The organism is Pseudomonas sp. GW821-FHT01A09, assembly GCF_058986725.1.
The window spans coordinates 34216-51617 of record NZ_JBYSWB010000028.1; the positions used below are offsets into that span (position 1 = coordinate 34216).

Consider the following 17402-nt stretch of genomic DNA (forward strand, 5'->3'; position numbering starts at 1 on the left):
TTGCAAGCGAGAACAGAGTGATGACGACAATCCATTGGCCCCTCCCGACAAACGCCTGCGACGCGCACCTGCATATCTACGATCGCCGTTTCACCGCAGCCCACGCGGACAGTCACGTACCCAGCGGGCGCAGCCTCGCGGACTATCGCCAGGTGCAACGGCGCCTCGGCTTGCAGCGCGCGGTGATCGTCCAGGCGAAAGTCTATGGCACCGATAACCGCTGCCTGCTCGACGCCCTCGCGCAATTGCAGGGTCAGGGGCGTGGCATCGCCGTGGTTGACCCATCCATCAGCGACGACGCGTTGCAGCATCTGCATGCCGGTGGCGTGCGCGGCCTGCGTTTCAGCCTGTGGAAGGCCGCCGACCAGGTGGTGCAGGTCGAGCACATCGCCCCGCTGGCAGCGCGTATCGCGCAGTGGGGCTGGCATGTGCAGATCCATATGAGCGCCGAGCAGATCGTCGCCGAGCGCCAATTGCTGGCCAACCTACCGGTGCCGGTGGTGTTCGATCACCTCGGTCGCCTGCCGCCGGGCAGCGATGACCGCCATCCGGCGTTCGGATTTATCGCTGACCTGGTCGAGGCTGACAGAGCCTGGGTCAAGCTCAGCGGCGCTTATTTGAATACCGCCATCGGCGGCCCGGATTACCCCGATGCCTCGGTGATCGCCCGTGCCTTCGCGCAGCGGGCGCCGCAGCGGCTGGTGTGGGGCAGCGATTGGCCGCACGTGACCGAAGCCCATGCGCCGGACGACGCTCGACTGCTCGAACTGCTCGGTGACTGGGTCGGAGGTGAAGCGGCGCGCAACGCCGTGCTGGTGGACAATCCGGTGCAGCTGTATGGATTTAACTGATCTATTACACGGCCCCAATCGCCCGTTGCACAGACTTGCCAGACCTGTAGCGAGGGGGCTTGCCCCCGAAAAAATCGCACCGGAACTACCCATCCCCCTGACCCACCGTATCGGGGGCAAGCCCCCTCGCTACAGGTGTGACGGGGCGTCAGCGGCCGAAATGGCCAAAGCGCCCGGCGAAGCCCTTGGCCAACGGATACGCCAGATCGCCATGCTTGCTGGTCCCCAGCCCCAGCTCAACGAGCGCTTCAGCCAGCTTGACCGCCGCCGCCACGCCATCGATCACCGGCAGCCCTACCCGTTCGCTGACCCGCGCCGGCAGATCGGCCATGCCGCCGCAGCCCAGTACGATGGCGCCGGCACCTTGCCGATCCCGCGCCTCTAGCGCCTGCTCGGCGATGCGCGCCACCAGCAGGTCCTCACCCAGCGCCTCAAGCTCCAGCACAGCGATATCGACGCAGCGCACCGAGGTGCAATGCTCGGTCATGCCGTAATTGCGCAGCAGATGCTCGGCGATGATGCGCGTGCGGCTCAACGTGGTGACCACCGCAAAGCGCGTGCAGATCAGGCTGGCGACATGGAAGGCCGCTTCGGCGATACCGATCACCGGGCCCCGCGCCAGCTCCCTCGCCGCCAGCAGCCCGGGGTCGCCAAAGCAGGCGATCACATGGGCATCGACGCCCGCCGCCATGCCTTTGCGCACCTCCTCCAGCACCCCGACCGCAGCAATGGCCTCGTCGAAATGCCCCTCGATGGATTCCGGGCCGTCCTGCGGGCAGCAGGCGATGATTTCGGTTTCGGGCCGGGCGACGGCCATGGCGGCACGGCCAATGCTGGCGGTCATGCTGCGGCTGGTGTTGGGGTTGATGACCTGGATTTTCATGGGCGGCCCGGGCAGTGAGTCAGCGTTTGAAAAGGGTTTTGAAATCCGGCTCGACCGGCGTTTGCGGGTCGACGTGCAAGCTTGCGCGGATACTGCTCAGGTGCTCGCCCATCCACTTCGCCGCCCCGCTGCCATCGCCGCGCTCCAGCAACTCGACCAGTTCGAGATGGTCGCCGCAGTCGCAGCCGACACTGCGCCGCGAACCATAGACGGCGATGATCAGCGATGAGCGGGTGGTCAGGCTGGCGACCTGCTCGCTGAACACCTGATTGTCCGCCAGCGTCACCAATTGCACGTGAAAGCGCGCCGAGAGCTGAATCGCGCGGCTTTGCAGCCCTTCACGCTGCGCCTGGTGTTCTTCATCCACCAGCGCGCGCAATTGTTTGAGCTGAGCGGCATCGGCATTGGCGACCACGGCAGGCATCACCGCCGGCTCGATCAACTGACGCGCCGCGAACACATCCTGAGCTTCCTTGGCCGTGGGCTGCGCCACTTCCGCGCCGCGATGCAGACGCAGCGTCACCAGACGCTCCAGCGCCAGGCGCTGCAACACCTTGCGAATACCGGTGCGGCTGATATCGAACGCTTCGGCAAGGGCATCCTCCGGCAAGCGCACGCCGGGCAATAGCCGGTGCTCGACGATGGCATCGAGGATTTCCTGGTAGATGTGCTCGTCGCGGCTGCGGCTGGCGGTGGGAGCGATCGGAAACAGGTGGGCGTTCATAGGTTCGCTGACGGAGTGATGTTGCGCTGATCGTATACAACTTCATTGCCCGTTGCCATCGCCGGATCCGTTGCACCATCTCCGCGCAATAGCGCACTTATAGGGAGCAAAACGAAAATTTTTGCTTGGTAGCCAAATGATAGCAACGAAGCCAAAACTCTTTCTGTATCAAACGCCGCAGCGGGTTAGCCGCGAATGGCACGCATCCTGCCTAAATGATCGTATACAACAAAGCCTCCATCCGTATGCAATGCGCGGAGCGGCGTCTACCCAGGAGAGTGCGCACGATGAATCCACAGCTTCCCAAGGGCTACAGCCCGCGCTTGTACAACGAAGATCTCGGCCCGGTGCGGCAGGACTGGAACTGGTACAACATCTTCGCCTTCTGGATGAGCGACGTGCACAGCGTCGGCGGCTATGTGTTCGCCGCCAGTCTGTTCGCCCTCGGCCTGGCCAGCTGGCAGGTGCTGATCGCCTTGATCGTCGGTATCTGCATCATCCAGGTCATCGCCAACCTGCTGGCCAAGCCCAGCCAGCAGGCGGCCGTGCCCTACCCCGTCATCTGCCGACTCGCCTTCGGGGTGTTCGGCGCGAATATCCCTGCGGTGATCCGCGGGTTGATCGCCGTGGCCTGGTATGGCGTGCAGACCTACCTGGCCTCCAGCGCCCTGATCATCGTGGTGCTGCGCTTCTTCCCGTCGATGCAGCAGTACGCCGAGGTGTCTTTCGCCGGGCTGTCGTACCTGGGCTGGATGGGCTTTGTGCTGCTGTGGGTGGTGCAGGCCGCGGTGTTCTGGTCCGGCATGAACTCCATCCGCCGCTTTATCGACTGGGCAGGCCCAGTGGTCTACGCGGTGATGTTCCTGCTGGCGGGCTGGATCGTCTGGAAAGCCGGTTGGAGCCACATCAGCTTCACCCTTTCGGAAAAATCCCTGAGCGGCTGGGAAGCCTTCGGCCAGATCGTCATGGCCACCGCCCTGGTGGTCTCGTACTTTTCCGGTCCGACCTTGAATTTCGGTGACTTCAGCCGCTATTGCCGCAGCATGGCCGACGTCAGGCGCGGCAACTTCTGGGGTCTGCCGGTGAACTTCCTGGCGTTCTCGCTGGTGACCGTGGTGATCGTTTCCGGCACCCTGCCGGTGTTTGGCGAAATGCTTCACGACCCGATCGCCACCGTTGCCCGCATCGATAACAGCGTCGCCGTACTGCTCGGTGCCTTCGCCTTCGTTACCGCGACAATCGGCATCAACATCGTCGCCAACTTCGTTTCCCCGGCGTTCGACTTCGCCAACTGTGCGCCGAGCAAGATCAGCTGGCGTGCCGGCGGGATGATCGCGGCGGTGGCGTCGATCTTCATCACGCCGTGGAACCTGTTCAACAACCCTGAGGTGATCCACTACACGCTGGATGTGCTGGCGGCGTTTATCGGGCCGCTGTTCGGGATTCTGCTGGTGGATTACTACCTGGTGAAAAAACAGCAGATCGATGTGGACGCGCTGTTCGACGATTCACCGAGCGGGCGTTATTGGTACCACAACGGCTTCAACCCGACGGCGATCAAGGCGCTGATCGCGGCAACGGTGATCGGCATACTGTTCACCTTCATTCCGTGGTTCAAGCCGATCGCGAATTTCGCCTGGTTTACCGGGTGCTTTTTGGGTGGATGCTTCTACTGGGTGCTGGCCCGCAAGCAGGTGAAATCGATAGCGGCGCCGGCAATGGCTTGACCTTGTTCCCTTCACTTGCGCCCCGGACATTGGCATCTCGATGGCACCCGGGGCGCAGCTCACCGCGGCGCCTCTGGTGGGCTGGTTACTGCCCCTCACCGCTATAACCAAATTCCGATTCAATCTAGGCACGCAAAAATCCATAGCCTTATGATCTAAGTCGAGCCTTCTTCCGTAGCCCTCCCGTGAAGCAGTACCGCCATGATCACTAGCCATCGCCAAGCCCACCCTTCGCGCCTCTATCCCGGCGAGTGGCCCACCTGGATCGTCCTCGTCGCCGTCTACAGCGGCTGGACCGGCATCCTTGCCAGCTACCGTGCCGAGCTGCTGAACCTGCCGGTCGCCACTCTGCTGCTGGCGGTCTGGGTGGCCTGGTTCATGTCCCTGCAGCACGAGCTGATCCACGGTCACCCCACTCGCCGTCCATGGCTGAACGCGCTGTTCGGCTACGCGCCGCTGTCAGTCTGGTACCCCTTTGCGCTGTACCGCGATTCGCACCTGCTGCACCACACCGACAGCAGCCTGACGTTGCCGGACATCGATCCGGAGAGCACCTACATTTCCCAGGCCCATTGGGCCCAGGCCGGCCCGTTCAAGCGTCGCCTGCTGCGCATCCGCAAGACGTTCCTCGGCCGCCTGTTGCTGGGTCCGCCCTGGGGCGTATTGGCGCTGCTGGTCAGCGAATACAAGACGATCGCCGCCGGCGACCGGCGCCGCGCACCGATGTGGCTCGGCCACGGCCTGCTGTGCGTGGTCATGCTCTATGCCATCCAGCGCTTTGCCGGGATCCCGGCCTGGTACTACCTGCTCGCCGTGACCTGGCCGGCGTTGGCGCTGGCCTCGGTGCGTTCGTTCTACGAACACCGGGCCCAGCCCATGGTGCCCGAGCGCACGGTGATCAACGAAGGCGGCTGGTTCACCCGCCTGCTGTTCCTCAACAACAACCTGCATGCCGTGCACCACGCGCGCCCGGATGTGCCCTGGTATTCACTGCCGGCCTTCTACCGCGCGCAGCGCGAAAGCTTTCTCAGCGCCAATGGCAACTTCCACGTACCGGGCGGTTATCTGCAACTGCTGCGCCAGTACGCAGTGCGCCCGGTGGATGATCCTGCGCACCCTGCCGTCGAACCGCGCGTTGAAGTGGAAGAAGCCGCCTGATGACCCACTGGAAAGTCTCGCTGCCCATGTACGGGATCACCCCGCATTTGCGTGAGGCGAACAACGCCTTGCTCGAGGTTTTTTCAACCGCACTCAAAGGGCTGGGCTGGAGCGCACCGATCACCCTGGTCGACGCTGATTTCGCCCACATCGACGATCACTGGCTGGACCCGCACCTGCTGTTATCACAGACCTGCGGCTACCCGCTGATGACCCGTCTGCAGGGCAAGGTCAGCCTGCTGGGTCTGCCCCGCTACCGCGCCGAAGGCTTCAACGATGGGCAGTACAGCAGTCGGCTGATCGTCGCCGAGCACAGCCGCTTCACCACCTTGGCCGACCTGCTCGGGGCCGTTGCGGTGATCAACGGCACGGACTCCCACAGCGGCATGAACGCCTTGCGCCATGGGGTGGCGCCTTTGGCGGTGAATGGCGAGTTCTTTCGCCAAGTGGTCGTGTCCGGTGGCCATGTCAACAGCATCGAGTTCGTGCGCAGCGGCCAGGCTGATATCGCCGCTATAGATCCGGTGACCTGGGCGCATCTGACTGACCAGCAGCCCGAACGGCTTGCCGGAATCCGCACCCTTGGCTGGTCCGCGCCCGCCCCGGGCTTGCCGCTGATCGGCTCGCGGGCCTTGCACACCGAGCAAATCGCTCTGGTCCGCACGGCGCTGTCGGCGAGCTTGCGACAGGCGCCGGAGCTCGCCACGGTGCTGCGTATCGAGGACGTTATCCAGGCGCAGTGGCCAAGCTATCAGCGGATCATTCAGATGCAGCGCCCCCTGGCAGGGCTGCCTGGCTAAAGCCTCGATCCAGGCAAAAGCGTCACCTTCTCGTGCCGCATGGCCCCCTTTCATCCCCGGCACTGACCTGCAAATCCCCGTTTTCCACCTGCCCCATTCAGGGGCAAAAGTCCTTTCGCCCCCCGAAAACCGCAGTTTCATGCACCCTCGTGGCGCCCACAAAAACAAATAAACCCCAAATCCAACATAATCAACAAAACCCACTTGACTCTGTTTTTGCTGCTGACTTTAAATGCCCGGGCGCTCGAACATTCACCCAGCACCTGCGGGACAGCCAATGAACACGGATCAACAGCCATCGTCCATGCCCAGCGTCACCGAGGCGGTCTCGCGCATCCGTGCAGGCCGACTGACGCCCGTGCAATTGGTCGAAGCCAGCCTGCTGGCCATCGAAACCCACAATTCCACACTCAATGCCTTTGGCGACGTCTACGCCGAAGCCGCGCTGGAACAGGCCCGGGTCATGAGCGCCGAGGCCCGGGACGGGTACTTTCGCGGCCCGCTGCATGGCGTGCCCTTCGGTATCAAGGACCTGTTTTCCACCGCCGGGCTGCGCACCACCAGAGGCTCGCTGACTGGTCTCGACAACGTGCCGACCCAGGACGCGCCGATCATTCGCCGTCTCAAGGACGCCGGGGCAATCATCCTCGGCAAGACCGCCACCACCGAATTCGGCTGGACCGGCGCCAGCACCTCGCGGGTGTTCGGCAATGGCCGCAATCCGTGGAACCCGCAGCTCACCAGCGGCGGCTCCAGTTCCGGTTCGGCAATTGCCGTGGCGGCGCGCATGGTGCCCGCCACGCTGGGTTCGGACGGCGGCGGTTCGGTGCGTATCCCCGGCGCCTTCTGTGGCGCCTTCGCCCTGAAGGGTTCGCTGGGGCGAATACCCACCTGGCCCTGGTCGGCCACGGAAATGCTCAGCCACGCCGGGCCTATCACCCGCACCGTGCGGGACAGCGCCTTGCTGTTCGACATCCTGTCCGGCCCCGACCCGCTGGACCACCAGGCGCTGCCAGCGCTGTCCGAATCCTGTCTGGCACGCTGCGAGCAACCCTTGCGCCCGTTGCGCATCGCCTACTGCCCGACCTTGTTCGAGACGCCGGTCGATCCGGCCATCGCCGCTGCGGTCGAAGCGGCCGTGGAGCAGATCGCGCAGGCCTTGCCGGTGAGCATCAGCACCCTCAGCCTGGACTGGCAAGACCCATTGGCCACCTTCGAAACCCTGTGGGTCGGCGGCCGTGGCATCGCCTACGGCAAGGCCCTGGCCGATCGGATGGACCTGCTCGATCCAGGCTTCGCCGAGCTGATCAAGCGCTCGGCCGATTACGATCTGGCCGGCTACCTCAACGCCGTGCAACAGCGCGCCGCCTTCGCCAACCGGGTGCATGGACTGTTCAGCGAATTCGATCTGCTGTTGCTGCCGACACTGCCGATCCTGCCGTTCGCCGCCGACGACGTCGCCCCGCCAGGCTACATCGGCCAGGAGGGCGCAGTGCCCTGGGCACGCTGGACGCCCTTTACCTACCCGTTCAACATCACGGGCAACCCGGCGGCCAGCGTGCCCTGCGGCTTGAGCCCCAGCGGTTTGCCCATCGGCCTGCAAGTGGTCGGCCCACGTTTCGCCGATGCCGATGTGCTGCAGTTCTGCGCGGCGTTCGAGACCATCGCCCCCTGGGATCAGCACTTGCCAGCGCTGCTGACCCGGTAGTTGCAGGACTCGGAGTGGGCTCGAACGAAGCCCGCCCGATGCTTCACCCCTTTGCTCATGACTGCCCTTTCACCACGATTCGAGTGAGAGGTACCTGTGCTCCGGTCAAACATGGCATCAACGTGCAGCGTGCTCCGCGGTTCGGCCTTTGCCGCACCCGTGGCCGCGCGCGCGACCATACCCCGCAGGCCAGGTCACGCACGCACACCGAGCCACACCCCGCGCCGGTACACTGGCAGTTTCAACTCGCAGCGGAACTTCTACCCCATGCTCAATCAGCCTCGCCTGGACGAAATCATGCGCCTGCTGGCGCAGCACCAACGCGTGAAAGCCTCGGACCTCGCGCAATCGCTGTACGTCAGCGAAGAAACCATCCGCCGGGATTTCAAGTACCTCGAAGACGCTGGCAAGTTGCGGCGCATTCATGGCGGCGCGATCCTGCCCCGGCCCAATGCAGAGCAACCCCTGCAAGTGCGCACTCGCATCAAGACCCAGGCCAAGGCCAAGCTGGCGGCGCGCGCTGCGCAGCTGGTCAGTGAAGGCATGGCGATCTTCCTCGACACCGGCACCTCGACCCTGGCGTTGGCGCAACAGCTGACCCGCTTCAGCCAGCTGAAAATCATCACCAACTCGCTGGACATTGCCCAACTGATCACCCAGCACAGCGATAACGCGGTGCTGGTGGCGCCCGGCGATGTGCGCCGCAACGACAACGCCCTGATCGGCGCCCACACCCTGGAATTCGCCCGGCAGTTCCACTACGACATCGCCTTCATGGGCATCGGTGCGGTGGACCTGAGCCTCGGCTTCATGGATTACGAAGAGCCCGAGGCGCTGTTGCGTCGCACCTTGGCCAGGCACTGCCTGCGCAGTGTGGTGCTGGCCGACGATGCCAAGTTCGGGCATCGGACCTTCATCAATACGCTGCCGTTTGCAGCTATTACCACCGTGGTCACCAATCGCCCGCTAGCGGCCGATTTCACGACCTGCCTGGAGCAAGATAATGTCGAAATCCTTTACCCCTGAACCGCTGTTGCCGACCGCAGCCGACCTCGCAGCATTCGAGGCGCTGTTTCGGCAGAGTTCAGCCATCGGCGCCACACCCGCCGGTGGCCTGCATCGACTCTCGGCCTCGGCCGAGGACGGCCAGGTCCGCGATCTGTTCTGCGCCTGGTTGAGCGCGCACGGCTTTGAAGTGCGTATCGATGCGGTGGGTAATATCTTTGGCCTGATCACCTTCGACCCGGCGGCGCCCTTCATCATTTGCGGCTCCCATCTGGACAGCCAGCCCAGCGCTGGGCGTTTCGACGGCATCTATGGGGTGCTGGCCGGCGCGGTGGCCATTGCCAGCCTGGCGCGGCAGATGCACGAACGCGGCGAGACGCCGGCCTGCAACCTGGCGGTGGTCAACTGGACCAACGAAGAAGGCGCGCGCTTTCAGCCCAGCCTGATCGGCAGCAGCGTGTTCACCGGTGCCATGGGCCTGGACGAAGCCTGGGCCTGCCGTGACGGCGACGGCGTGACGCTCGAGGACGCCTTGCGCGCCATCGGCTATCTGGGTGAGGGCCTGGTGGATTTGCCGGTGGCCGGTTACGTCGAGATCCATGTCGAGCAAGGCCCGCAGCTCGAAAGCCAGGGCCTGGCCATCGGCGTGGTGCGCGAAACCTGGGCGGCGCTGAAAAACCGCGTGCGCTTCGACGGCGAACAGAACCACACCGGCCCTACCCCGATGGCCGCCCGGCGCGATGCCCTGTTGGCTGCCGCCCACGCCATCACCGCAGTACGCGCCGAAGTCGAGCTGCACGGCCTGGCGCTGCACAGCTCGGTGGGGCGCCTGGAAATCTATCCCAACTCGCCCAATGTAGTGCCCTCCAAGGTCACTGCGCTGATCGAATACCGCTCCCAGGACGTCGACCTGCTGGCCGCCGCCGGTGAACGTCTGCACGCCCTGCTCGACGCCATCGCCGTCAAGACCAACACCGGCTTCGAGATCGAGAGCAGCGTGCTGCGCGAGCCGGCGCAACTGCACCGAGGCTTTGCCGAACTGGCCTACCGCGTCGGCCAGGAACTGGGGCTGCCGATCGGCAACAGCATCACCGTCTCCGGTCACGACGCCATCAGCCTGAACCGCAAATACCCCGCTTGCCTGGTGTTCATCCCCAGCAGCAACGGCGTGTCCCACAACGAAGCGGAATACACCCGTGACGAGGACATGCTCACCGGTGTGCGCATGCTCACGGCGCTGCTGTACCGCGCTTGTTCCTCACCCGCATCGTTCAATTGAGGGCCGATCATGTCGAACCCAACCCCTGAACTGTCGCGGCTGCTCAAGGCGCTGAACGCCGCCGGCTGGGCTGACGATGTGCAGGTCAGCCCCGCAACCGCCGGGATCGCCTCACCGATACGGGTGGCCACCGAATGGGCCGGCTTTCGGGTCAGCAGCGTCAAGGGCGATTACTACGCAAAGGTGCTGCACGCCGACATGGCCGAGCTGATCGATGTTCAGCGCAGCGCGCAGGCCAGTGAATGCGCGGCGCAAAGCGGCGCGACGCCCGCGCTGGTGCTTGCCGATGTCGCCAACGGCGTGTTGTTGTTCGACGCCTTGCCGGCGCCAGACTGGCGTTGGGCGCGCCTTGACGAGCTGACCTCGGCGTCGCGACTGCAGGCGCTGTGGGCCCTGAAAAAACGCGTGCACGGCGGCCCGCTGCCGGACTTCGAGCGCTCGCCCATGGCCGACCTGCAAAGATTGCGACAGCTGTGCCGGCGCGACGCCGTGTCGATGCCGGCGGATCAGGCCTGGATCGACACCTGCATCGACCTGGCGTGGCAAGCGCTGCAACACCAGCCCGCAGCCAGCGTGCCGCTGCATGGCGACGGCGTGGCCTGCGACGTGATGGTCGGACCCGGCGGCGAGCTGCGGTTGATCGACTTCGACCATGGCGGTTGTTTCGATCCCTGGTACGACGTGGCCATCACGCTCAACGAGCTGTATCCGTTCGAAAGCCAATGGCGCGCCGGGATCAGCGCCTGGGCCGGCCAGTGCCTTGAAGTGGATTACGCCCGCTGCCGCCTGTATGCCCTGCTCGACGATTGGTATTGGACCTTGTGGGGCCTGTGGGCCGGCGCAACATCGCACCGCGGCCTGGAGTTCTCGAAGGTCGGGCAATGGACCTTGCTGCGCTGCCGCCAAGGCATTCAGGACGCCCGCTTCGAAAGCTGGCTGCGCCATGTTCAGGGGGATCAAGCATGAAATCATTGGGCCAGGCGGCCAGCGCCGCAGAACAGCAACTGGAAGCTGCCGTGCGCAGCGTCGAGCGCTGGAATGGCCGTGCCATTAGCTACCAGCCGGTCAGCGGAGGCATTTCCAACACCAACTGGCGCGTCGAAGTGCAAGGCGCCGACACGGCCTATTTCTTCAAGGTTCCCGGAGCAGGCACCGAGATGTTCATCGACCGCCGCACGGCCCACGATGCCAGCGTCAAGGCCGCCCAGACCGGCTACGGCGCCCCGGTGTTTGCCTTTCTCGAAGAGCATGGCGTCGAAGTCTTCGAGTTCATGGAAGGCTGGCGCGCGTCGTCCAACCATGATTTTTTGCAACGGGACGTGCGCCATAACGCCCTGCATGCGCTCAAGGCGTTCAACCAGCAACCGTTGCTGATCCAGACCAAGACGGCCTTCGACATGATCACCGAGCATCAGGCCCAGGTCGCCGAACTCAAGGGCTGCACGCCGCCTGACCATGCCTGGCAGTGCCGCCAGTTCGAGCGTGCCTGGCAAGCGCTGCAAGCCTCGGGCATCGATCTGGTGCCGTGCATGAACGACACCCTGGCCGGCAACTTCATGCTCAACGATGCCCGGCAGATCCGCCTGGTGGACTTCGAATACGCCTCCAACAACGACCGCCATTACGAACTGGCGCTGTGGTTCGGCGAGATGTTCTTCACCGATGAGATGGAACTGGCGCTGATCGAAGACTACTTCGGCCAGGTCACCGCGCAGACCCTGGCGCGGATCAAATTGAACAAGGCGCTGGCGGACCTCAAATGGTCGACCTGGGCCATGGTCCAGCATGCCGTGTCGCAGTTGGACTTCGACTTCTACAAGTACGGCGTCTGGAAGCACATGCGCGCCCGCAGCGTGTTCCACGATTCACACTGGGAAACCTGGCTGAGACAGGCCTGAGCCTGCACCCAGGGCACGGAGGCCCACCACAGAACAACAACCTAGCGGCGTGTTCCGCAGTCTTTTTTCACTGCTTGAGTTTTATCCGATCGCACAGCAACCAGATCCAGAATTCAAGGAGCACACCTCATGCACAGCAATCCCTCTCTGGCGCCGCCGGGGCGCCTCAAGGCCCTGGTCTTCGGCCTCTACTTTCTTGCGATGTTGCTGATGGCGCTATTTCCGCCGTTCTACCTGAGCATCAGCAGCAGCGCGGTGATCGTTCTCGGCATCCCGCTGCCGATCTTCTACTGGATCGCCATCGCCACCCTTACCGGGCTCGGCTTGTGGGTGCTGTATATCGTCGAATCCGCGACGGGCGAGATACCTGAAGAGGGGGATCTGCAATGATCGGCACCACCATAGGTTCCAACCTGTTCATTACCTTCGGCCTGATCGGGCTGTTTCTCGCGGGCATGATCGCCGTGCTGTACGCGACCAACCGCAAGAGCAACAGCTTTTCCGACTATGCCGTGGGCGGCCGCTCCTACGGGCCCTGGTACATCGCCATGTGCTACACCAACTCGTGGTGGCCGGGGGCGACCTTTACCGCATTCTTCGCTCTCTCGGTGGGCGGCGCGCTGGGCTTCTACGGCATGGTCTACGCCACCCTCGGCGTCACCGCCATGTACCTGATGGCCAATCGCGCCTGGACCTGGGGCAAGCGCTTCAACCTGACCACCCAGCCCGACCTGCTCGGCATGCGCTTCGACAGCCCGGCGGTCAAGCGCATCGCCTCGATCATCGGCATCATCTCGGTGTTCCCGTGGGTGGTGATGGGCATCCAGGCGCTGGCCACGCTGTTCCAGTTCGCCAGCTTCGGGCGCTGGGGCGTGACCACCTGCCTGATGGTGGGGGTCGGCGTGGTCCTGGTGCGTCAGTACTGGACCGTGAGCATGGGCATGCGGGGGCTGATCATGACCGACATGTATCAGGGCCTGATCGCCTATGTGCTGTGCGCGGCGTTGTGCGTGTATCTGATGTTCGGGGAGTCGGCGTCCTTCGCTCACTTGGCGCAATTGCCCGCGAGCATGCTGGTGATTCCCGGCGGCAGCGGCAGCACCTATGGGCCGATGTACATGTTCAGCCTGATCTTCACCGGGGTCATCGGCTCGATGTGCTGGCCGATGAGCTTCCAGCGTATCTACACCGCCAGCGGCGTGCGTGCGGTGAAAAAAGGCACCCTGTTGACCATCCTGCTGGTGGCCGGCTTCTACGGCATTCTCATGCTGTTCGCCGCGGCCATCAGCCAGGACCCTGCCGTGGCCGCGCACCCGCAGAACGGCTGGTTCCTTTCGCTGTTCGACATCGGCGGTCCCTGGTTGCTGGCGCTGGCCATCGTCATCGTGCTGGCGGCCAGCATCGGCCACGTCGACGGCTGCGTGCAGGTATGCGGCACCCAGTTCGCCAACGACCTGGCGACCTGGAACAAGCCCCGCACCGATCGCGAGAAGACCGTGCTGGCCAAATCCGGCATGGTGGTGTTCATCGCCGCCGCCTCGCTGCTAGCCTATCTGACGTTCGACTATGCGCGGTTGCAGTTGCTGGCGCAGATCTCCTATCAGGGCATCATTCAGCTGGCGGTGCCGTTGTTCTTCGGGATCTTCAGTCGTCGCGGCAACAAGCAGGGGGCCATCGCCGGGATGCTGGTGGGGATCTTCATCGCTATCGTGCTGACCGTCATCTACCCGGATGACATTCCGGCGCTGGGCTCCTTGACCAGCGGCATCATCGGCGTGATCTTCAACGCCTTGGTGTTCGTCGGCTTTGCCTTCGCCATCAAGCCCAGCCAAGCGGAAATCGACCGCGTCGACGATCTGTTCGCCAGCGTGTCGGCGCAGCGCGCGCCGCTCGGCGTAACGCCGGTCATGAGCTGAGCCATACCTACCGCGCCAGCGACACGGCTGGCGCGGTGGCTGCGCTCCCGTCCCCCAAGCCCCTACCCCTCGCTACGGGCGGGGCGTCATGACTGATCGCTATACGCGTGCAAGAACTTATCTGTTTACCAATCGGCCGCTGGGGCAAATACTCGAGGCATTCAACCCATCCTCGAGTCCATCCATGCAAGAGCTATCATGGGCAAGCCCCGGCGTTCGTCAGTCCTTGGCGGCGCTCAAAAAATCTCCTCCTTTCGTCTACGGCCTGACCAACTACGTTGCCGCCAACCTCAGCGCCAACCTGCTGCTGGCCGTCGGTGCCGGGCCGGCCATCGGTAGCGCGATGGACTGGCCACAGTGTTTCGCCGCCGCTGCCAATGCCATGTGGATCAACACCGCCGCGCTGATGAGCAGCGGCCCGGAGGCGTTGTGGAGCGCCGCCGAATCCGCCGCGCAGGCCGGTACGCCCTGGGTGCTGGACCCGGTGGCGATGGGTGCCGGTGCGCCGGGTTACGATGCGGCGGTACGCAAACTGCTGGACTTCCACCCCAGGGTCATCCGCGGCAACGCCAGTGAGCTGATCGCCTTGGCCGGCGGCAGCGGCGGTGGCAAAGGGGTCGAGACCACCGCCAGCTCCGACGACGCCCTGGTTTCTGTCAGGGAGCTGGCGCAGCGCACCGGAGCCATCGTCGCGGTCAGCGGGCCGGTGGACTACATCACCGACGGCGCCACGGTATATGCGGTCAAGGGCGGTGATGTGCGCCTGACTCAGGTCACCGGTGCCGGTTGTGGCCTGGGCGCGTTGATCGCGGCGCTGCTGGCCAACACCGAGGACGCCTTGTTGGCCACCGCTGCGGCCCACGCGGTGTATGCCGTGGCGGCCGAACGTGCATCCGCGGCGATCGGCACGGCGTCGTTCGCCACGGCGTTCGTCGATCAGTTGTCGCTGCTCGAGCCCGCTGAATGAACTGCCAAAGATCCCCCGCAATGACGAGGCGGCCCATGCGCCTTGCCGCTTGGATGAACGAGGTAAGGCTATGAGCAACGTCGATCCACGCGTGTCGGCGACCTGGTTGCGCGAGCACGCTGACGACCCGGATGTGGTGGTGCTGGACGCCCGCATCCACAAGGGTGCCGACGCTGAAGGCGCAAGGCTTTACAGCAGTGGCCGCGAGGACTTCGAGCAGGCGGGGCACATTCCGGGTGCGCGATTCGCCGATCTGTTCGGTGGTTTTTCCGACCCTGGCGGGCGTTTTCTGTTTACCCGTCCGCCGGCCGCGCAATTGCAGGCCGAGCTGCAACGCCTGGGGGTAAATGAACACAGCCACATAGTGGTGTATGACTCGCTCAATGGCGTGTGGGCGGCGCGGGTCTGGTGGTTGCTGCTGGCGTATGGGCAGGCGCGAGTCAGCGTGCTCGACGGTGGCCTGGCGCGCTGGCAGGCCGTCGGCGGCGAGCTGGCGTTCGGCCCGGCGGCGCCGACTGCACCGGGCAACGCCCAGGCTGCGGCAATCGGCGGACGCTTCGTCGATCTCGCCGAGGTCAAGCACTGGCTCGATCATCCCGGCGCCGTGCTACTGGTCTGCGGCCTGCGCGCCGATGTCTACAACGCCGGGCATATCCCGGGCAGCCTCAGCCTGCCCTATGCCGACTGGCTCGATGGGCAGGGCCTGTTGAACCTGGAGCAGGTGCACCGCAGCACCGCCGCGCTGCAGATCGAACCCGACACGGAACTCACCCTGTACTGTGGCGGCGGCGTCAACGCCTGCGGCCTGGCCCTTGGCCTGATCGCCGCCGGCCACCCGACCGAACAACTGCACGTATTCGACGGCTCGCTGCGCGAGTGGCGCGCCCACCCCGACTTGCCGCTGGTACAGGGTACGCAGCCATGAGCGAAGCCGAACGGCTGCGCCTGGAGGCCACGTCACTGGCCCGCGGCTGTGCCGAGGGCTCTGTCGGTGGGAAGCCACCTCGCTACAGAGGCCGGGGGTGGGGTTAAGGTTTGCCTAACCATTGATAGGAGCAAATGCTGGTTTCGTGATGCGCGCGGCGATGTGAAGCTGCAGGCTTCAATCATTGCGCTATCAGCTGTCAGAAAGGGGCTCCGTCCATGGCCGAAATCACTTGCATCGAAGACCTGCGCCAGCTCGCGCGCAAGCGGGTGCCGCGCATGTTCTATGACTACGTCGATGGCGGCTCCTGGACCGAGTACACCTATCGCGCCAACGAGGCGGATTTCCAGCGCATCGAATTGCGCCAGCGCGTGGCCTTCGACATCACTCAGCGCAGCACCGCCACGACCATGATCGGCCAGCCGGTGAGCATGCCGGTGGCCATCGCGCCCACCGGCCTGACCGGCATGCAGCACGCCGACGGCGAGATTCTCGCGGCCCGTGCAGCGCAAAAGTTCGGCATCCCCTTCACCCTGTCGACCATGAGCATCTGCTCGATCGAGGCGGTGGCCCAGGCCACGCAACGGCATCCGTTCTGGTTTCAGGTCTATGTGACCCGCGACCGCAGCTTCGTCGAAGACCTGATTGAACGCGCCCGCACCGCCAACTGCTCGGCGCTGGTGGTGACCATGGACCTGCAGGTGTTCGGCCAGCGCCACAAGGACAAGCGCAACGGCCTGTCGATTCCGCCCAGGCCAACCCTGCGCAACCTCGCCAATCTGGCCAGCAAGCCGCGCTGGTGCCTGAACATGCTGCGCACGCGCAATCGCCAGTTCGGCAACATCGTCGGCCACGCCAAGGGCGTCGACAACATCGGCTCGCTGGTGGACTGGACCCGCGAGCAGTTCGACCCGCGCCTGTCCTGGCAGGACGTGGCGTGGATCAAGCAGCGCTGGGGCGGCAAGTTGATCGTCAAGGGCATCCAGGACCCGGACGACGCGCGCCTGGCGGTGGAGCACGGCGCCGATGCGGTGATCGTTTCCAACCATGGAGGGCGGCAGCTGGATGGTGCCGGCTCTTCGATTTCGGCGTTGCCAGGGATCGTCGAGGCGATCGGTCGGTACGCTGAAGTGCACCTGGATGGCGGGATTCGTTCGGGGCAGGATGTGCTCAAGGCCGTGGCTTTGGGAGCCAAGGGCACCTATATCGGCCGCGCCATGCTTTATGGGCTGGGAGCGATGGGTGAGCACGGGGTGAGTACGGCGCTGGAGGTGATCAGGAACGAGCTGGACCTGTCCATGGCCTTTTGTGGCCGCACGGATATCCGGGATGTAGACAGCGGGATCCTGCTGCCGCGCCGTCACTGAAAAAACGCCGCTCTCCCTGTAGCGAGGGGGCTTGCCCCCGATACGGTGTGTCAGTCAGCTCATCGGTGCCTGACACTCCCCATCGGGAGCAAGCCCCCTCACCACAGAGGAATGGCTGAGGACTTTGTGATGTCTGGCGATGTTGGATTTCTTCAACCCAGTGCAGAGGGTAGCTGCGCCATGGCTCTGCTCAC

Annotated in this window: 16 protein-coding genes; 14 read left to right on the forward strand and 2 right to left on the reverse strand. The window is 64.4% G+C overall.

Going from position 1 to position 17402, the window contains the following annotated elements; all coding sequences use genetic code 11:
• Positions 1-20 precede the first annotated feature (20 nt).
• Positions 21-851 (forward strand): amidohydrolase family protein, encoded by an 831-nt coding sequence (locus AC3WJP_RS24025; protein WP_493723029.1) that lies wholly within the window; start codon positions 21-23, stop codon positions 849-851.
• Between the two features lie 148 nt (positions 852-999).
• Here AC3WJP_RS24025 and AC3WJP_RS24030 read toward each other — a convergent pair whose 3' ends face one another.
• Both AC3WJP_RS24030 and AC3WJP_RS24035 read right to left on the reverse strand, forming a co-directional pair.
• On the reverse strand, positions 1000-1734 hold the full coding sequence (locus AC3WJP_RS24030) for an aspartate/glutamate racemase family protein (RefSeq protein ID WP_493723030.1): 735 nt from the start codon (positions 1732-1734) through the stop codon (positions 1000-1002).
• A gap of 19 nt (positions 1735-1753) precedes the next feature.
• Complete coding sequence (locus AC3WJP_RS24035; RefSeq protein WP_493723031.1) at positions 1754-2458, reverse strand: GntR family transcriptional regulator; 705 nt, start codon at positions 2456-2458, stop codon at positions 1754-1756.
• A gap of 287 nt (positions 2459-2745) precedes the next feature.
• Here AC3WJP_RS24035 and AC3WJP_RS24040 point away from each other — a divergent pair, with 287 nt between their 5' ends.
• The 13 genes from AC3WJP_RS24040 to AC3WJP_RS24100 all read left to right on the forward strand — a co-directional run bounded on the left by AC3WJP_RS24040 (position 2746) and on the right by AC3WJP_RS24100 (position 17208).
• Complete coding sequence (locus AC3WJP_RS24040; RefSeq protein WP_493723032.1) at positions 2746-4185, forward strand: NCS1 family nucleobase:cation symporter-1; 1440 nt, start codon at positions 2746-2748, stop codon at positions 4183-4185.
• A 201-nt stretch (positions 4186-4386) separates the two neighbouring features.
• Positions 4387-5343: a fatty acid desaturase gene (locus tag AC3WJP_RS24045; protein ID WP_493723033.1), complete on the forward strand. Its 957-nt coding sequence runs from the start codon at positions 4387-4389 to the stop codon at positions 5341-5343.
• Positions 5343-6143 (forward strand): phosphate/phosphite/phosphonate ABC transporter substrate-binding protein, encoded by an 801-nt coding sequence (locus tag AC3WJP_RS24050; RefSeq protein ID WP_493723034.1) that lies wholly within the window; start codon positions 5343-5345, stop codon positions 6141-6143. The genes AC3WJP_RS24045 and AC3WJP_RS24050 overlap by 1 nt, the downstream gene beginning before the upstream one ends.
• 304 nt (positions 6144-6447) lie before the next feature.
• The gene (locus AC3WJP_RS24055) at positions 6448-7851 is read left to right on the forward strand and encodes an amidase (protein ID WP_493723075.1); all 1404 of its coding nucleotides are present in this window, start codon (positions 6448-6450) and stop codon (positions 7849-7851) included.
• A gap of 267 nt (positions 7852-8118) precedes the next feature.
• Positions 8119-8877 (forward strand): DeoR/GlpR family DNA-binding transcription regulator, encoded by a 759-nt coding sequence (locus AC3WJP_RS24060; RefSeq protein ID WP_493723035.1) that lies wholly within the window; start codon positions 8119-8121, stop codon positions 8875-8877.
• A complete protein-coding gene (locus AC3WJP_RS24065; RefSeq protein ID WP_493723036.1) occupies positions 8855-10135 on the forward strand; it encodes a Zn-dependent hydrolase in 1281 nt (426 codons plus the stop codon). The genes AC3WJP_RS24060 and AC3WJP_RS24065 overlap by 23 nt, the downstream gene beginning before the upstream one ends.
• 9 nt (positions 10136-10144) lie before the next feature.
• Positions 10145-11101, forward strand: a complete 957-nt coding sequence (locus tag AC3WJP_RS24070) for a phosphotransferase (protein WP_493723037.1) — start codon at positions 10145-10147, stop codon at positions 11099-11101.
• Complete coding sequence (locus tag AC3WJP_RS24075; protein ID WP_493723038.1) at positions 11098-12033, forward strand: phosphotransferase; 936 nt, start codon at positions 11098-11100, stop codon at positions 12031-12033. The genes AC3WJP_RS24070 and AC3WJP_RS24075 overlap by 4 nt, the downstream gene beginning before the upstream one ends.
• A 129-nt stretch (positions 12034-12162) precedes the next feature.
• Positions 12163-12423: a hypothetical protein gene (locus tag AC3WJP_RS24080; RefSeq protein ID WP_493723039.1), complete on the forward strand. Its 261-nt coding sequence runs from the start codon at positions 12163-12165 to the stop codon at positions 12421-12423.
• On the forward strand, positions 12420-13949 hold the full coding sequence (locus AC3WJP_RS24085) for a sodium:solute symporter family protein (RefSeq protein ID WP_493723040.1): 1530 nt from the start codon (positions 12420-12422) through the stop codon (positions 13947-13949). The genes AC3WJP_RS24080 and AC3WJP_RS24085 overlap by 4 nt, the downstream gene beginning before the upstream one ends.
• Positions 13950-14133: 184 nt before the next feature.
• Positions 14134-14916, forward strand: coding sequence for a hydroxyethylthiazole kinase (gene thiM / locus AC3WJP_RS24090; protein WP_493723041.1), 783 nt, complete (start codon positions 14134-14136; stop codon positions 14914-14916).
• Positions 14917-14986: 70 nt separating this feature from the next.
• On the forward strand, positions 14987-15841 hold the full coding sequence (locus tag AC3WJP_RS24095) for a sulfurtransferase (protein WP_493723042.1): 855 nt from the start codon (positions 14987-14989) through the stop codon (positions 15839-15841).
• Positions 15842-16059: 218 nt separating this feature from the next.
• Entirely contained in the window at positions 16060-17208 is a 1149-nt protein-coding gene (locus AC3WJP_RS24100; RefSeq protein WP_493723043.1) for an alpha-hydroxy acid oxidase, read from the forward strand.
• Positions 17209-17402: the final 194 nt, after the last annotated feature.

What these genes read in the sequence shown, in the direction of transcription:
- AC3WJP_RS24025 (WP_493723029.1), top strand. Translation starts at nt 21, where the DNA reads ATGACGACAATCCATTGGCCCCTCCCGACAAACGCCTGCGACGCGCAC.
- AC3WJP_RS24030 (WP_493723030.1), bottom strand. Translation starts at nt 1,734, where the DNA reads ATGAAAATCCAGGTCATCAACCCCAACACCAGCCGCAGCATGACCGCC.
- AC3WJP_RS24035 (WP_493723031.1), bottom strand. Translation starts at nt 2,458, where the DNA reads ATGAACGCCCACCTGTTTCCGATCGCTCCCACCGCCAGCCGCAGCCGC.
- AC3WJP_RS24040 (WP_493723032.1), top strand. Translation starts at nt 2,746, where the DNA reads ATGAATCCACAGCTTCCCAAGGGCTACAGCCCGCGCTTGTACAACGAA.
- AC3WJP_RS24045 (WP_493723033.1), top strand. Translation starts at nt 4,387, where the DNA reads ATGATCACTAGCCATCGCCAAGCCCACCCTTCGCGCCTCTATCCCGGC.
- AC3WJP_RS24050 (WP_493723034.1), top strand. Translation starts at nt 5,343, where the DNA reads ATGACCCACTGGAAAGTCTCGCTGCCCATGTACGGGATCACCCCGCAT.
- AC3WJP_RS24055 (WP_493723075.1), top strand. Translation starts at nt 6,448, where the DNA reads ATGCCCAGCGTCACCGAGGCGGTCTCGCGCATCCGTGCAGGCCGACTG.
- AC3WJP_RS24060 (WP_493723035.1), top strand. Translation starts at nt 8,119, where the DNA reads ATGCTCAATCAGCCTCGCCTGGACGAAATCATGCGCCTGCTGGCGCAG.
- AC3WJP_RS24065 (WP_493723036.1), top strand. Translation starts at nt 8,855, where the DNA reads ATGTCGAAATCCTTTACCCCTGAACCGCTGTTGCCGACCGCAGCCGAC.
- AC3WJP_RS24070 (WP_493723037.1), top strand. Translation starts at nt 10,145, where the DNA reads ATGTCGAACCCAACCCCTGAACTGTCGCGGCTGCTCAAGGCGCTGAAC.
- AC3WJP_RS24075 (WP_493723038.1), top strand. Translation starts at nt 11,098, where the DNA reads ATGAAATCATTGGGCCAGGCGGCCAGCGCCGCAGAACAGCAACTGGAA.
- AC3WJP_RS24080 (WP_493723039.1), top strand. Translation starts at nt 12,163, where the DNA reads ATGCACAGCAATCCCTCTCTGGCGCCGCCGGGGCGCCTCAAGGCCCTG.
- AC3WJP_RS24085 (WP_493723040.1), top strand. Translation starts at nt 12,420, where the DNA reads ATGATCGGCACCACCATAGGTTCCAACCTGTTCATTACCTTCGGCCTG.
- thiM (WP_493723041.1), top strand. Translation starts at nt 14,134, where the DNA reads ATGCAAGAGCTATCATGGGCAAGCCCCGGCGTTCGTCAGTCCTTGGCG.
- AC3WJP_RS24095 (WP_493723042.1), top strand. Translation starts at nt 14,987, where the DNA reads ATGAGCAACGTCGATCCACGCGTGTCGGCGACCTGGTTGCGCGAGCAC.
- AC3WJP_RS24100 (WP_493723043.1), top strand. Translation starts at nt 16,060, where the DNA reads ATGGCCGAAATCACTTGCATCGAAGACCTGCGCCAGCTCGCGCGCAAG.